This window comes from Flavobacterium galactosidilyticum, from assembly GCF_020911945.1.
Classification (GTDB): domain Bacteria; phylum Bacteroidota; class Bacteroidia; order Flavobacteriales; family Flavobacteriaceae; genus Flavobacterium; species Flavobacterium galactosidilyticum.
In genome coordinates this window covers 2,804,246-2,820,132 of sequence record NZ_CP087135.1, presented here as the reverse complement: position 1 = coordinate 2,820,132, position 15,887 = coordinate 2,804,246, and the positions used below count along the sequence as shown (strand labels likewise).

At 32.8% G+C, this 15,887-nt stretch carries 10 protein-coding genes; 4 read left to right on the top strand and 6 right to left on the bottom strand.

Annotated features, from left to right (window positions below; genetic code table 11):
- Positions 1-111 precede the first annotated feature (111 nt).
- The 5 genes from pheT to recG form a co-directional block, all read right to left on the bottom strand.
- Positions 112-2,532 (bottom strand): phenylalanine--tRNA ligase subunit beta, encoded by a 2,421-nt coding sequence (pheT, locus tag LNP27_RS12105; protein WP_229941863.1) that lies wholly within the window; start codon positions 2,530-2,532, stop codon positions 112-114.
- 211 nt (positions 2,533-2,743) lie between these two features.
- Entirely contained in the window at positions 2,744-4,057 is a 1,314-nt protein-coding gene (locus LNP27_RS12100) for a TolC family protein (protein ID WP_428979005.1), read from the bottom strand.
- A gap of 81 nt (positions 4,058-4,138) precedes the next feature.
- Complete coding sequence (locus LNP27_RS12095; RefSeq protein ID WP_229941862.1) at positions 4,139-7,234, bottom strand: efflux RND transporter permease subunit; 3,096 nt, start codon at positions 7,232-7,234, stop codon at positions 4,139-4,141.
- A gap of 60 nt (positions 7,235-7,294) precedes the next feature.
- On the bottom strand, positions 7,295-8,353 hold the full coding sequence (locus LNP27_RS12090) for an efflux RND transporter periplasmic adaptor subunit (protein ID WP_229941860.1): 1,059 nt from the start codon (positions 8,351-8,353) through the stop codon (positions 7,295-7,297).
- Between the two features lie 223 nt (positions 8,354-8,576).
- Complete coding sequence (gene recG / locus LNP27_RS12085) at positions 8,577-10,685, bottom strand: ATP-dependent DNA helicase RecG (RefSeq protein ID WP_229941858.1); 2,109 nt, start codon at positions 10,683-10,685, stop codon at positions 8,577-8,579.
- A 165-nt stretch (positions 10,686-10,850) separates the two neighbouring features.
- Between recG and LNP27_RS12080 the strand changes: the two genes are divergently transcribed.
- The gene (locus tag LNP27_RS12080) at positions 10,851-11,297 is read left to right on the top strand and encodes a NanQ anomerase/TabA/YiaL family protein (RefSeq protein WP_229941857.1); all 447 of its coding nucleotides are present in this window, start codon (positions 10,851-10,853) and stop codon (positions 11,295-11,297) included.
- Positions 11,298-11,351: 54 nt separating this feature from the next.
- Positions 11,352-11,897, top strand: a complete 546-nt coding sequence (locus LNP27_RS12075; RefSeq protein WP_229941856.1) for a DUF1697 domain-containing protein — start codon at positions 11,352-11,354, stop codon at positions 11,895-11,897.
- Positions 11,898-11,993: 96 nt separating this feature from the next.
- Here the strand turns inward: LNP27_RS12075 and LNP27_RS12070 are convergent, their stop codons facing one another.
- Entirely contained in the window at positions 11,994-12,731 is a 738-nt protein-coding gene (locus LNP27_RS12070; protein ID WP_229941855.1) for a Dph6-related ATP pyrophosphatase, read from the bottom strand.
- Positions 12,732-12,832: 101 nt separating this feature from the next.
- Between LNP27_RS12070 and LNP27_RS12065 the strand changes: the two genes are divergently transcribed.
- Positions 12,833-14,896 carry a M1 family metallopeptidase gene (locus LNP27_RS12065; RefSeq protein ID WP_229941853.1) on the top strand — a complete coding sequence of 688 codons (2,064 nt, stop codon included), beginning with the start codon at positions 12,833-12,835 and terminating at the stop codon, positions 14,894-14,896.
- A 39-nt stretch (positions 14,897-14,935) separates the two neighbouring features.
- Positions 14,936-15,835 carry a patatin-like phospholipase family protein gene (locus tag LNP27_RS12060; protein ID WP_229941851.1) on the top strand — a complete coding sequence of 300 codons (900 nt, stop codon included), beginning with the start codon at positions 14,936-14,938 and terminating at the stop codon, positions 15,833-15,835.
- Positions 15,836-15,887: the final 52 nt, after the last annotated feature.

The following is a 15,887-nucleotide window of genomic DNA, read 5'->3' as shown; positions in this document are numbered from 1 at the left end:
TGTTTATAGGTTGATGTTTTTGTAATGAAAAGGCTCTGCGATTTGCAGAGCCTTTTCTGTATAAAAAAATCCCATTCACCGGAGCGAATGGGATTTCAAAAAAAAAAAAAATTATCTTAAACTTGCACCAAGTTCTGTTTCAAAATTATTTTGCAATTTACTCATAATTTTATCAATTTGAGTATCGGTCAATGTTTTTGAATTGTCTTGAATAGTGAAACGCAATGCGTATGATTTTTTACCTTCCGGAAGATTTTGTCCTTCGTAAACATCAAATAAATTAATGTCTTTTAAAAGTGCTTTTTCCGTTTGTTTAGCAATATTGTAAATACTCTCGTAAGATACATTTTGGTCAATCAACAAAGCTAAATCTCTTCGCACTTCTGGATATTTAGGAATCTCTGTATATTTTATTTTAGTAGCAATTAATTTTAAAATTAAAGCCCAATTAAAATCAGCGTAAAAAACTTCTTGCTTGATTCCAAAATGTTTTAATATTGATTTTTTTACTACTCCTAACTCTACCAATGTATCATTACCAATTGCAATCGCGATTCCTTCTGAGAATACATCTGAAGTTGATGGTACATTTTGAGTTTTTGTGATGCCTAATCTAGAAAGTATTCCAGTTACATAGCCCTTGAATAAGAAAAAATCAGATGGCTTTTGAGCGCCAGTCCAACTTTCCTGATTTCTGCTACCCGTTAGAAATAAACTTAAATGTTTTATCTCTTCGTAACCAGCAAGATAGTTATGGTATGTTTTCCCAAATTCAAATAATTTTAAATCGGCATTTTTTCGATTGATATTATAAGAAACTACTTCTAATCCTGAAAATAATAATGATTGTCTCATCGTTGCTAAATCAGCACTCAACGGATTAAGCATTGTGACATTATGCGAAGGATTTAATTCCTCTGAAAGTTCAACATAAGTAGCTGTAGTCAATGAGTTAGCCATCATTTCATTAAATCCTTGTGAATTTAATTGTGTAGCAATTACATTTTGTACTTTGTAATCTTCGTTTCGTGGTGAATTAGAAACGGTAGCGTTTACTTTTTTAGAAAACTTAATATTGTTGTATCCATAGACTCTCAATATTTCTTCAATCACATCGATTTCTCTTTGTACGTCAACGCGGTAAGCAGGAATTGTTAATCCTAAACCAGCGTCAGAAACACTATTTACTTTAATGTCTAATGAAACTAATATCTTCTTAATAGTGTCTTTTGGTAATTCCTCACCTATAATTTTAGCTGCTTTACTAAAGTTTAGAAAAACTGAGAAATCCTCAATTTTCTTTGGATAAACGTTGATTAAATCTGATGTGATTTCACCACCTGCAACTTCTTGAATTAATAAAGCAGCACGTTTTAAAGCATACTCCGTAATAGTTGGGTCAATACCTCTTTCAAATCTAAAAGATGCGTCCGTGTTTAACTGATGTCTTTTAGCTGATTTACGGATAGTAACTGGATTGAAGTACGCGCTTTCTAAGAAGATAGAACTGGTATTCTCAGAAACTCCCGATTTTTTACCACCAAAAACTCCAGCGATACATAAGGGACCTTTTTCGTCACAAATCATCAAATCTTCTTCATGCAATGTTCTTTCAACATCGTCAAGAGTAACAAACTTAGTTCCCGTCGGAAGTGTTTGCACAATGATTTTGCCATTAATTTTTGATGCATCAAAAGCATGAAGTGGCTGTCCTAATTCATGTAACACATAATTTGTAACATCGACAATATTGTTTTTTGGACTTAATCCAATAGCTTTTAATCTATTTTGTAACCATGCTGGAGAAGCTTTAACTTCGATTCCTGAAATAGTTACACCGCAATATCTAGGAGCTAGTTTAGGCTCTTTGACGTCAATATCAATTTTTAAAGTTCTTTTATCAACTCTAAAATTACTTACTGAAGGAGTTATCAGTTCAACGTTTGTACCATTTTGGATCATACCTGCTCTCAAATCACGAGCTGTCCCTAAATGACTCATCGCATCAGCGCGATTGGGAGTTAATCCAATTTCGAATACTTCATCATTCTCAATTTTGAATACAGTAGCTGCAAGAGTTCCCGGTACTAGTTCGTCATCAAGAACCATAATACCATCATGACCTTCACCAAGACCTAATTCATCTTCAGCGCAAATCATTCCGTGGCTTTCTTGTCCTCGTATTTTTCCTTTTTTGATTGTAAAAGCAACACCTTCTTTGTCGTATAATACAGTTCCAATAGTCGCAACAGGTACTTTTTGTCCTGCAGCAACATTGCTTGCACCACATACAATTTGTACGGGAATACCAGTTCCTAAATCGACTGTAGTTATTTTCAATCGATCAGCATCCGGATGCTGAATACAAGTAAGTACGTGTCCTACAACGATGCCTTCTAATCCGCCTTTTACCGATTGGTATTTATCAACAATTTCTACTTCAAGACCTAAATCGGTTAGTAAAGCCGCTGTTTCTTCGGAATTCGAGTCTATTTTAATGAACTGCTTTAACCAGTTGTAAGATATTTTCATCTGTGAATTTTAATGAGTTTGCAAATATAAGGATTGCATGTTGTAGAAAGAAACATTTTTTTTGGTTTTTTCTAATTCCTTGATACAACTAAGTGTGTATTTTATATACTAACTTTTTAAGTGGAAACCTAAATGAAAAGGAGGAGAGCAGTGAATTAAATTATTTAAAAGTATATGAATTAATAAGAACATTCGAAACCTTTTATATCTTTTAAAATGTAATAGTTCCAGCAAGTTCCTTTAAAGCAATTTCCGATAATTTAGCTTGAAATTGAGCATTACTATAACGCACTTTTGCATTTACATAATTTAATTGTGCTGTTCTGAATTCTAAAGTTGTTATCGTTCCAATTTTAAATTTGTCTAAAGTGATATTCAAATTTTGATTTGCAATTGCCTCGTTTTTTTCTTCTAAATTAATCAGTTCTAAATTAGTTAAATAGGTTTGGTACGATGTCGCTAATTGAGAATATAATAGTTCGTTTTGCTGATCAAATGCCAACTTAGAATTGTCAATTTGAATTTTAGCTATTTGCTCATTTCTATTTTGTGCAAAACCATCAAATAAATTTAGAGAAGCATTAAAACCATAATTTAAACCTCTGGCTGATGATTGAGTTGTAAAACCAAGACTTGATCTACTTTCTGAAAAATTGTATCCTGTGTTTAATTTAACTGTAGGATATCTTGTTCCTTTTATTTGTTTTAATTGTAATTCTGCAACTTTTCTGTTTATAATTTGGGCTTCTAATTGCGGATTTTGTTTTTCAGCTAAAGCCGTTAATTCCGGAAGTAATAATTGGCTATCAACAGTGATATTATCTATTACAGTGAAATCAGTTTTTACATCTCTAGCTAAAATTTGATTTAATATAATCTTAGTGTTAGCATACAATTCCTTCTGTCTCAACAGTGCAACTTTATCAGTGTTTAAGTCTACTTGTGCGTTTAAAACTTCTAATTTAGATGCTTTCCCTATCGAAAAACGGTTTTGTGCTAAATTCAAACGCTGATTTGAAATTACGATTGTGGTGTCCAGTGCTGCTAATTGCTGTTGCTGTTGTACTAAATCAAAATAAGTAGCACTTACATCACTAATTTTTGTAATTATTGTCATTTTAAGCTGCGCTTCTCCTAATTTCTGCAACTCTTTTAATTGATCTCGTTTAGCAAACATTTTGAAACCGTCAAAAATGGTCCAATCTAAACCAATACCATAATTCAAATTGCTGCTTTTTCCGTTATCAAGTTCATTAACAGTTCCGTCAGCTCGCGTTTGCGATAGGTTTTGAATACCGTTACTATCTGTAATTGTAGCTGTAGCTTTTGGGAGCATTCCTGCATTTCCACTCGTTACATTTGTCTTGCTAATTAGGGAATTATTAGAAGCAATTTTTATTTCATAATTATTTTCTAATGCAACTTTTACTGCATTTTCTAATGTAAGAACTTCTTGCGCGCTTATTTTTACTACAAAAAAGAATAATAGAATTAAACTTCGAAACAGTATTTTGGTATTTATCATAATTATATTTTATTTGACACAAATTAATTTTTTCTAACATAAATCAGATTAATCAATGTGTGCCGTGGAGTTTCATTATTACTATTTTACGTCTTTTTCATATTCTTCAATATGATCAAATTCTGGATAATGTTTTCTTGCTTTAGACCACATTAAATACATCGCTGGAATTACAAATAAAGTCAAGACCAAAGAGAAAATAGTTCCTCCTACAATTACAACACCCATTCCCATTCTACTAGTTGAAGCGGCTCCAAATGAAATTGCAATTGGTAATGCACCTAATGAGATTGCTAAACTGGTCATCAAAATAGGACGAAGTCTAGCTTCAGAAGCTTCTAATATTGCCTCTAATTTAGGTTTTCCTTGTTCTCGAAGCTGATTAGCAAATTCGACTATCAGAATTCCGTTCTTGGTTACCAAACCAATAAGCATAACAGTTCCAATTTGGCTAAAGATATTCCAAGTTTGATTAAATAGCCATAAAGAGAACAATGCACCTGCGACTGCCATAGGAACTGTCAAAATAATAATGAATGGATCTATAAAACTTTCAAACTGGGCAGATAGAATAAGGAAAATTAATAATAAAGCTAATCCAAATGCAAAAGCTGTATTTGAACTACTTTCGACAAAATCTCTAGATTCTCCACCTAAATCAGTGGTGAATGTATCGTCTAAAACTTTGGCTTTTATTTCATTCATCGCATCAATACCATCATTGATACTTTTGCCTGGAGCAAGACCTGCAGAAACAGTCGCTGACAAATACCTATTATTGTGATACAATTGTGGCGGATTACTTTGCTCTTCTACATTGACAACATTGTCCATTTGTATCAATTCTCCTTTATTGTTTTTAACAAACATAGAAGTTAAATCTAGAGGTTTAGAACGGTCTTTTTGATCAAATTGACCAATTACTTGGTATTGCTTTCCGTTTCTCATGAAGTAACCAAAACGTTGTCCACTTAAGGATAGCTGTAAAGTTTGAGCGATATCAATTACTGAAATTCCTAAACTTTCTGCTTTTTCACGATCTATAGTTACGTTGATTTCCGGTTTATTGAATTTCAAATTTACATCAGTAATAGAGAATGTTTCATTTTTAGCAGCCTCGTCCATGAAAACTGGAATCTTCTCTCTTAGTTTTTCAAAATTTGGAGCTTGAATGATATACTGAATTGGTAAACCTCCGCGTCTGTTTACTGCAATTGTAGGTTGTTCAATAATGGAAGTTTTTGCTTCAGGATACCGTTTAGTCCATTTTGTTAATTTCTCGGCAATTTCTTTTTGAGAATCGGTTCTTTCACTTGGGTCTACTAAAGAAACGCGAATAAAACCACTATTTACTGATGAAGATCCGAAACCAGGCGAGGTAATAACCAAACTCACTTTTTTTCCGGCAATAGAATCATCAACTAATTTTGATATTTCTTGCATAAATCTATCTGTGTATTCGTAAGAAGAGCCTTCTGGAGTAGTCATGCGCATCACAAAACTACTTCTGTCATCGTACGGTGCTGTTTCTTTTTGTAACAAATTAAAAAACAGATAAATCAATCCAAAACAAACCAATAAAATAGGGAAACTCAACCATTTTCTTTTCATAAACTTAGCTAATGAATCAGCATATCCTTTATTTAGTCTCTGGAAATAAGGCTCCGTTTTAAGATAGAAATTTGATTTTTTTTGCTCACCACTTTTCATCAAGTAGGCATTCAACATAGGTGTTAAAGTCAGTGATACAAATGCAGAAATCAAAACCGCTGCGCCAATTACGACGCCAAATTCTCTAAATAATCGACCAACAAATCCTTCGAGGAATATCACAGGCAAGAATACTGCGGCTAAAGTTACAGAAATAGAGATTACTGCAAAAAAGATTTCATTGGAGCCTTTTATTGCAGCCTCGATTGGAGTCATTCCTTCTTCTACTTTCTTAAAAATATTTTCGGTAACTACAATTCCATCGTCAACTACAAGTCCTGTTGCTAATACAATGGCAAGTAAAGTCAATACGTTTATCGAGAATCCAAAAAGCCACATAATAAAGAAAGTAGCAATTAATGAAACAGGAATGTCAATTAATGGTCTAAATGCAATTGCCCAATCTCTGAAAAATAAAAAGATAATCAAGATTACCAGAATTATCGAAATCCCTAATGTTTCTGCTACTTCAATAACTGATCTTTTGACAAAAATAGTGTTGTCAATAGCAATGTTTAATTTAATATCTTTTGGTAAATCCTTTTTCAAAGCTTCAAAAACTTTGTAAAATTCTTTGGAAATATCCAAATAATTAGCACCAGGTAGTGGAACAATAGCAACACCAACTAACGGAGTTCCCGACTGTGTCATTTTAGTTTCGATGTTTTCTGGACCAATACTAGCGCTACCAATATCGCTCAAGCGAACAATTTTATCGCCTTCTGAACGGATGATAATATTATTGAATTCTTCTGCAGTAGAAAGATTTCCAACCGTTTTTACAGTTAACTCCGTATTAGCGCCGGTTAATTTTCCGGACGGTAATTCAACATTCTGCTTATTCAATGCATTTCGAACTTCTGAAACAGTGCAACCATAAGAAGCTAACTTTACAGGATCTATCCACAAACGCATTGCGTATCTTTTTTGACCCCAAATTTGGACACCACTTACGCCAGGAATTGTTTCTAAACGTTGCGAAATTACATTTTCAGCATAATCACTCAGTTCTAGCGCACTTCGAGTATCACTTTGAACTGTCATGGAAATAATTGCTTCACCATTGGCATCAGCCTTTGAAACAACTGGAGGAGAGTCAATATCTTGAGGAAGATTTCGAACTGCCTGAGACACTTTATCACGAACATCGTTAGCAGCATCTTCCAGATTTTTATCCAAATTAAACTCGATAGTAATATTACTGCTTCCTTGCGCACTTGAAGAAGTTACATTCCGAATTCCGTCAATCGAGTTGATTGCTTTTTCTAATGGTTCTGTAATTTGCGATTCGATAATATCAGCATTTGCACCAGCGTAATTCGTACGAATAGAAACTTGAGCAGGGTCAATGGATGGAAACTCTCGAACGCCCAGAAAAGTATATCCTATTATCCCGAATAACACAATGGCCAAATTGATGACGATGGTCATTACTGGTCTTCTAATACTTGTAGTTGATAAACTCATTTAGATTTTAGATTTTTGATTGCTGCCTTTAGATTTGAAAAAGTAATCTACGAGCATATTTTACTTTACAATAACTTTAACTGGATCGTCATTTTTTAATGCCATTACGCCATTTGTCAAAACGGTATCTCCCTCTTTTAGGCCAGAAAGCACTAAAACAGAAGTCTCTGTTCTTGTAGCCGTTTCTATCATTATTTCTTTTGCTAATCCATTAGTAGTGATAAAAATTTTCTTCCCATTTTGTATAGGGATAATGGCTTCAGTAGGAACTACAATTGCGTCTTTAATGATGTCTAGAGGTAATTCTACATCAGCAAATGTTCCTGGTAACAATTTTCCATCTTTATTTTCAGCAATCGCACGAACTTGTAAAGTTCTTGTTGCAACTGCAATTTCTGGTTCGATAGCATAAATTTTTGCAGAATATCTATTTTGAGAACCTGCAACTTTAAAGCTTATTGTAGTATTTGTCTTAACCTGACTTGCATATTTTTCTGGAATAGAAAAAGTAATTTTCAATTTGCCTGTATTAACTAATTTGGTAACTAAAATCGCAGGAGTAATATAGGTTCCAGGTGATATGGAACGTAAACCAATTTTCCCTGAAAATGGCGCTCTAACAGATGTTTTTGCAATTTGTGCCTGAATCAATTGACTTTGCGCTTGCGCTGATTTTAAATCGGCTCTAGCTAAATCATATTCTTCTTGACTAATTGCTTCTTTTTGCAAAAGTAATTTTGCTCTTCTTTCGTTTTCTGCTGCTAATCCTTCTTTAGTTGAAGTTTGTCGTAATTGCGCTCTTAACTCAATATCATTCACTTTAAAAAGTACTTGACCTTTATTTACAAAGCTTCCTTCCTGAAAATAAATTCCTTCCACAATTCCTGACACTTCACTGCGAATTTCTACTTGTTCATTAGCTTCAATGGAACCCGAAAGCGATAAATTATTGTCAAAAGTCTCATATTTTACAACGATTCCATTTACGGTAATCGATTTAGACTTTCCTTTTGGACTTTTTGAATCTCCGCCCTTACTACTGTTAGAGTTGATTCGGTAGCCAATAAATCCAATAATTCCAACAGCTAATAATGTGTAAACTAGGTATTTAATTTTCATATTTTAATTTATAAAGTAAGAATAGGTATCAATTTTTATTATTTCGACAAAAACAAATTTAGTTTTTAGTATTGTAAATAGTTGATATGTTAATTATTATTTAACACTTGTACATACAAATATTAATTAAAACATAAAAAATTCAATTTCTGAATCTTTAAAAGTCTTAGAGTAATAAGACTTTAAAAAACGGTTTAGGTTTAAATGGGAGCTAAAAAAAAGATCAGCTAATGTAGTTCCAGATGTTTTTCTTCTTGGTCATTTCAATGAAAACGACTCTTAATGCACTATGTTCTAGTTTTTGCATTGCAGGATCTTCCTTCAACAATTTCATAGCATAATTTCTGGCTAAAGCCAAAGTATCTCGATCTCTAACTAAATCTGCAATTTGTAGGCTAAGTACACCGCTCTGTTGCGTTCCCATCAAATTTCCGGGACCACGAAGTTTTAAGTCGACTTCGGCAATTTCGAAACCGTCATTCGTGCTAACCATCGTTTCCATTCTGGTTTTGCTATCAGCACTCATTTTATGGCTAGTCATTAATATACAGTAACTTTGTTCTGCACCACGACCCACTCGACCCCGAAGTTGATGGAGCTGTGACAATCCAAAACGTTCCGCACTTTCTATAATCATTACGCTCGCATTAGGCACATTAACACCGACTTCAATTACGGTTGTCGCGACCATAATATTGGTTTTACCTTCGGAGAAACGTTTCATTTCAGCGTCTTTATCAGCCGGTTTCATCTTTCCATGCAAGATAGAAATAGAGTATTGTGGCAAAGGGAAATCTCTAGAAATACTTTCGTAACCATCCATTAAATCTTTATAATCCATTTTTTCAGATTCTTGAATCAACGGATATACAATATAGATTTGGCGACCTAAAGCGATTTCATCTCTCAAGAATTTCCATACCCGCAAACGGTTGCTGTCAAATCGATGTACGGTTTGAATTGGTTTTCTTCCAGGTGGTAATTCGTCAATCACTGAAATGTCTAAATTACCATACAAACTCATTGCTAATGTTCGTGGAATAGGAGTGGCGGTCATGACTAAAACATGAGGTGGAATCGTATTTTTCTTCCATAGTTTTGAACGTTGTTCAACACCAAAACGATGTTGCTCATCAATTACTGCCAGACCTAAGTTCTTAAATTTTACTTTATCTTCTATTAAAGCATGCGTTCCAATAAGAATATCTAAAGTTCCGTTTTCCAGCTCTTCATGAATTATTCTGCGTTGTGCTATTTTAGTGGAGCCCGTAAGAATTCGAATATTAATATTTATGGTCTGTGCCAATTCTGATAAACCAATAAAATGCTGGTTTGCTAAGATTTCTGTGGGTGCCATCAAGCAAGCTTGAAAGCCATTATCAAGTGCTAAAAGCATGCTCATAAAAGCAACAATTGTTTTCCCAGAACCTACATCTCCTTGTAACAATCGGTTCATTTGGGCATTGCTACCCATGTCATTTCTTATCTCTTTTATTACTCTTTTTTGCGCATTAGTAAGTTCAAAAGGCAAATGATTCTGATAAAAATCATTAAAATATTCACCCACTTTTGTAAAAGGGTGGCCTTTTATTTTATGCTTTTGAATGAGATTTTTGGTAATTAATTGTAATTGGATAAAGAACAATTCTTCAAAGACTAAGCGAAATTTGGCTTTCGCCAAAGCTTCGGTACTCTTGGGGAAATGAATGTTGAATAGCGCTTCTTTTTTTGAAATCAGTTTTAGTTCAGCAATCAGATAATCAGGTAAAGTCTCCGTGAATAAATTTTGAGTTTCAACAAACAACTGCTGCATCATTTTATTAATGACTTTATTAGAAACTCCACGATTTGTCAATGTTTCTGTCGATGGATAAACGGGTTGCATAGCAGAACGAAGGCTTTGCTTATGCTCCGTCATTAATTCAATTTCCGGATGCGCCATGTTAAATGTACTTCCAAAAGAAGTACATTTCCCATAAATCACACAAACTTCATTCAATTTTAAACTTTCTCTAATCCATTTGTGTCCTTGAAACCAAACGAGTTCCATTTGTCCCGTATCATCAACAAATGTAGCAACTAGCCGTTTTTGGTTTTTACCAAATTCAACTGTTTTAATATTTATAATTTTTCCAATAATCTGAACTTCAGCACCGTTATTTTGCAGTTCATTTATTTTGTAATAACGCGTTCTATCTATATATCTATTTGGAAAAAAATTAACTAAATCTGCATACTTATGAATTCCCAATTCCTTACGAAGCAATTCGCCCCGACTTGGACCAACGCCTTTTAAGTATTCTATTTGGGTAAGTAGGAGGTTGTTAGACATGTGTGTTTTTAAATATTGATTTTAGAGTAAATTCCTTTTACCCGATAATCATTTTTCGTTCAAAAAGCGAAGATAGGGGTTTGTTTGGAAATTTGGAAATACGATTGTTTTGGAAATGGTTATAATTCAATATATCTTTGAAATCGAATATAAATAAAACACAGAATGGTTGTTGATAAAATAGAGAATTACAGATTATACAGTACGCTAACGAGTAGGTTATTGAAAGGATTTGAGTTTATAACCAATACTGATTTAGTAGCCATTGAATCTGGGAAATATGAAATTGACAACGACAATATTTTTGCAATTGTGCAAGAATACGATACTAAAGAAGAGCAAGATTGTGTTTTAGAAAGCCATCATAAATACATTGACATTCAATATATTATTAAAGGAACTGAGTTGATGGGAGTAGCCTTCCTAAATGACCAAGTAGTTGTCGAAGAAAATTTAGAAAAAGATTATACTTTTTATAAAGCAGAAACTTCGATGCTTAAGGTCGAAGAGGGAATGTTTACAATCTTTTTCCCAGAAGATCTTCATAGACCAGGAGTGAAATTAGATCAAATTGCCAAAGTAAAAAAAGTGGTTGTAAAAGTGAAAATCTAATATTTTCAATAATTATTCCTCCAAAATCAAAATCACTTCAGAAATACATAAAATATGACTACTCATCTCGCATTACTACGTGGAATCAACGTTTCCGGTCATAGCATGATCAAAATGGACGCTCTAAAAACGACTTTGGAAGCTATAGGTTTTCAAAATGTTCTAACCTATATTCAATCTGGAAATGTTTTTGTAGATACTGAAGAAGAAAGTGCTGCAGCTGTTGGTTTCAAAATAAAGCAAGAAATTTTCAAGGTTTTTGGTCATGAAGTTCCGGTCGTGGTTATAAGCAAAGCAGATTTAGATTCCTGTTTTAAAAACAATCCCTTCCTGAAAGAGAAAGATGTAGATTTTAAAAAATTATATGTTGCTTTTATTTCCACTACTTTATCAAGCACGAGCATGAATGACTTAAGAATTAGTCAATTCAAACCTGATGAAGCCAGTATTGACGGCAACAAAATTTTTATAAAATATGCAGTTGGAGCTGTTAAAACCCGTTTTGATCAAAAATACATTGAGAAAAAATTGAATGTAATCGCTACGATTCGCAATTGGAATACAGTAACGCAACTATTAAAAATGTATGAAGAGAGATAGTTTATTTTTACCTAGTTTGTTATGCTGAAAGCATCTCAATTAAGTTGCTCTTGAAAGTTGGGACGCTTCCAGCGTGACAAAAATGGCAGCGTTTGTTTATTTAGCGATCAAATCACAATACCAAAACCCAAAATCAAATACATCGGGACTTGCCGTGTCACATGCTGTTTCTGACGATTCTTCTTGTTTTGGTTTTTCATATTTTCGATACACAATTTCGCCAACTTCAAAATCGATTGGTTTAGAGAAAATAGGTCCATCAAAAGTGAAAGTATGGAATTCACCATTTTCACCACATAGATCTACATTTTCCGGTAAATCATTGATAAAATCTTGATCTATTACACGACCCACAAAACTTTTGTCTAAAAAACGCTCGTTGACACAAACTACAATAGTCTTAAATCCCAAAGCTATAAACTCTTGAATCAAATCTGCTGTAGGTATTTGCCAAAGCGGAAAAATAGCTTCAAAACCTATTTTGGCTAATTGTTTCTCTCTATATTTACGTAAATCTTCCAGTAAAATATCTCCAAAAATGGAGTGCGTAACGCCTTGGTTTTTCAGCTTAGTTAATGTTTCAGTCATGACATTTTCATACGCTTCCATGGTAGGCATTTCAGGAATTTGCATGATTTCAAGCGGTAGTCCGAGACTTTTAGCTTGTTGCTCTAAAAGCTCAACTCGCACGCCATGCATCGAAATGCGCTGAAATTCTTTGTTTACGCTTGTTAGTAGGTATGTGATTTCAAATTCAGAATTTTGTAGTACTTTGTATAATGCTAAAGCAGAATCTTTTCCGCTGCTCCAGTTAAATATTGCTTTCGTTTTCAATGTAAATATATTGTAGTTTTTCAAGTCGTAAACTTACGTTATTCCATCGATTAGTTTGACAAATCATTGTAACTTTGAGTTTTTAGTATAAAATAATGCCAATGAAATATTTATTCCTTCTTATAAGTTCTTTTGTTTTTTCTCAGCAAACTCAATTTGTTGATTTTAAAACGGTTTTAGGAAAAATTCACATAAATCCAACGGATAGAGCTGTTTCAGGTGATGTACAATATGATTTTGATGTGTTAAAGCCTATTGATACCATTAAAATTGATGCGCAAAACATGACATTTTATAATTTAAAACTCAACGGAAAGGAAGTCAATTATAGCAATACTCAAAAGCAATTACAAATCATTTTCCCATTCAAAAAAGGAAAAAACATACTGATTTTCACGTATTCAGCTACTCCAAAACAAACGCTATATTTTGTTGGATCAGAAGAGAAAGACAATTTACAAATTTGGACACAAGGACAAGGGAAATACACCAGTCATTGGTTTCCTAGTTTTGATGATGTGAATGAAAAGGTGATATTTAATTTAGATATTTCTTTCAAAAATGAATATCAAGTTATTTCTAACGGTAAATTAGATTTAAAATCGGAATTAGGTGGCTTTTCTATTTGGAATTACCGAATGCAACAGCCTATGAGTTCCTATTTATTGATGTTGGCCATTGGAAAATTTGAAAAACAAACACAATTATCTCATTCTGGAATTCCTTTGGAGATGTATTATGAACCGAAAGATCAATCTAGATTTGAAACTACTTATCGCTATTCAAAAACGATGTTTGATTTCCTTGAAAAAGAAATAGGAGTGAAGTATCCTTGGGAAATTTATAAGCAAGTTCCTGTTCGTGATTTTTTATATGCAGGAATGGAAAACACTTCGGCCACTTTATTTTCAACACGCTATGTAGTCGATTCAATAGGTTTTATAGATCGAAATTATACTAATGTTAATGCACATGAATTAGCACATCAATGGTTTGGAGATTTAGTCACTGCTGAAAGTAGTACACATCATTGGCTACAAGAAGGTTTTGCTACCTATTATGCCTTGCTTGCGGAGAAAGAAGTGTATGGCGAAGATTACTTTTATTCTAAATTGTATGAATCAGCTCAGCAATTGAAGTTTGCCTCTAGAACCGATACTATTCCAGTTTTGAACCCCAAGGCGAGTTCGTTGACATTCTATCAAAAAGGAGCTTGGGCATTATTTGCTTTACAAGAAGCTTTAGGTGAAAAAAACTTTAAAAAAGCGGTAAAATCGTATTTGAAAAAATACTCTTTTAAATCTGTTAATACTCAAGATTTCTTTGCTGAAATTAAAAAAGTCTCTTCTTATGATTTGAATAAATTTAGTAAAGTGTGGCTTGAATCTAGTGCGTTTAATACTCAAGAAGCGAATAGTTTACTAGAAAAAAATAATGCTACTAAAGTGTTTTTAGAAGTAGATAAATTAAGAAATACTACATTTTTAGACAAAAAGGATTTCTTTACTAAAGTAATGCAGTCTGATGTTTATTTCACCATTAAACAGGCTATTTTAAACCAAATAAAAAAGGAAAAATTTGATGATAAAAAGGAATTATTATTGCTCGCTTTACAAACTATTAACTTGCAAATTCGTCAAGCAGTAGCCACTAATTTGAGTAATATTCCAGAAAATTTTAGATTAAATTATGAAAGTTTATTAGATGATAAGTCCTATCAAACTCAGGAAATTGCTTTATTTACACTTTGGAATAATTTTCCAAGCAAGCGTTTTCAATATTTGGATAAAGCAAAAAATTGGATTGGATTTAATGATTATAACTTAAGAAATTTATGGTTATCATTAGCTTTAAGTACTCCAAATTATGTGGAGCATAAGGAGGATTTAATCAATGAACTAATTGGATATTCCTCTATAAATTATGAGGCGGCCACGCGTCAGAATGCTTTGGAGAACTTAATTACTTTTCAATTAGTAAATGACACTGTTCTTAAAAATTTAGTTAATGCAACAACACATCATATGTGGCAATTTTCTAAATTTGGAAGAGACACTATTAGAAAGTTATTGAAAAATAATGAAATGAGAGTTTCATTTGAAAGAATCTCACCAGATTTAAATGAAAGTGAGCGTTTTCAGCTTGATAGATTATTAAAGGAATAGATTCGTTTCGTATGTTAATTTTGAATTAAGGATAATTCTATGAGAGCATTAGTAATTTCAGGTGGAGGGAGCAAAGAAGCATTCGCGGGCGGTGTAGCCCAATACCTTATAGAAATAGAGAAAAATAAATACGATGTTTTTATAGGCACTTCAACAGGAAGCTTACTGATTCCTCATTTAGCATTAGGAGATATCGACAAGATTTATAAGATATATACAAATGTTGATATGAAGAAAATATTCAATGTAAACCCATTTGTAGTTAAAAATAAAAATGGGATGGATATTGTCACTATTAACCATGTGAATGTTATTTGGCAATTTTTAAAAAGAAAAAGAACTTTTGGGGAAAGCAAAAGGCTTTTAAAATATATTAAAAAAAAATTTACTGTTTCCGAATTTAACCAATTGAAAGCTTTAAAAACGGACATTATTATTACCGTTACCAATCTTTCAACAAACGAAGCAGAATATAAATCTATTCATGGATGCACGTATGATGAATTTTGTGAATGGGTATGGATTTCAAGTAATTATATCCCATTTATGAGTTTAGTTTCAAAAGAAGGTTTTGATTACGGTGATGGTGGTTTCTCGAGTTTAGTACCTATTCGTCAAGCTATTATTCGTGGAGCTACTGAAATTGATGTTATCGTTTTGGAAACCGAAAAGACATTAGATAAAATTGCTATTGGAAAAAATCCATTTTCATTATTGATTGATTTATTCCGAATTGAATTAGACCAAATTGAGAAACATGATATATTATTGGGAAAGATATCTGCGGAAGACAATAAGGTAAAACTCAATATTTACTACACTCCAATTAATTTAACTCACAATGCTTTGATATTTAATAGAAACAGAATGAAAGAGTGGTGGAAAGCAGGATATGAATATGCTTCAAACAAATTACAAAATGTTCCTGCTAATAAATAGTTAAGATGAGAAAATTTCTGAATCAATAAGATAAATTATATAGTTAACAAAG

Coding starts and splice junctions, on each gene's coding strand:
- pheT (WP_229941863.1), bottom strand. CDS start 2,532: ATGAAAATATCTTACAACTGGTTAAAGCAGTTCATTAAAATAGACTCG.
- LNP27_RS12100 (WP_428979005.1), bottom strand. CDS start 4,057: ATGATAAATACCAAAATACTGTTTCGAAGTTTAATTCTATTATTCTTT.
- LNP27_RS12095 (WP_229941862.1), bottom strand. CDS start 7,234: ATGAGTTTATCAACTACAAGTATTAGAAGACCAGTAATGACCATCGTC.
- LNP27_RS12090 (WP_229941860.1), bottom strand. CDS start 8,353: ATGAAAATTAAATACCTAGTTTACACATTATTAGCTGTTGGAATTATT.
- recG (WP_229941858.1), bottom strand. CDS start 10,685: ATGTCTAACAACCTCCTACTTACCCAAATAGAATACTTAAAAGGCGTT.
- LNP27_RS12080 (WP_229941857.1), top strand. CDS start 10,851: ATGGTTGTTGATAAAATAGAGAATTACAGATTATACAGTACGCTAACG.
- LNP27_RS12075 (WP_229941856.1), top strand. CDS start 11,352: ATGACTACTCATCTCGCATTACTACGTGGAATCAACGTTTCCGGTCAT.
- LNP27_RS12065 (WP_229941853.1), top strand. CDS start 12,833: ATGAAATATTTATTCCTTCTTATAAGTTCTTTTGTTTTTTCTCAGCAA.
- LNP27_RS12060 (WP_229941851.1), top strand. CDS start 14,936: ATGAGAGCATTAGTAATTTCAGGTGGAGGGAGCAAAGAAGCATTCGCG.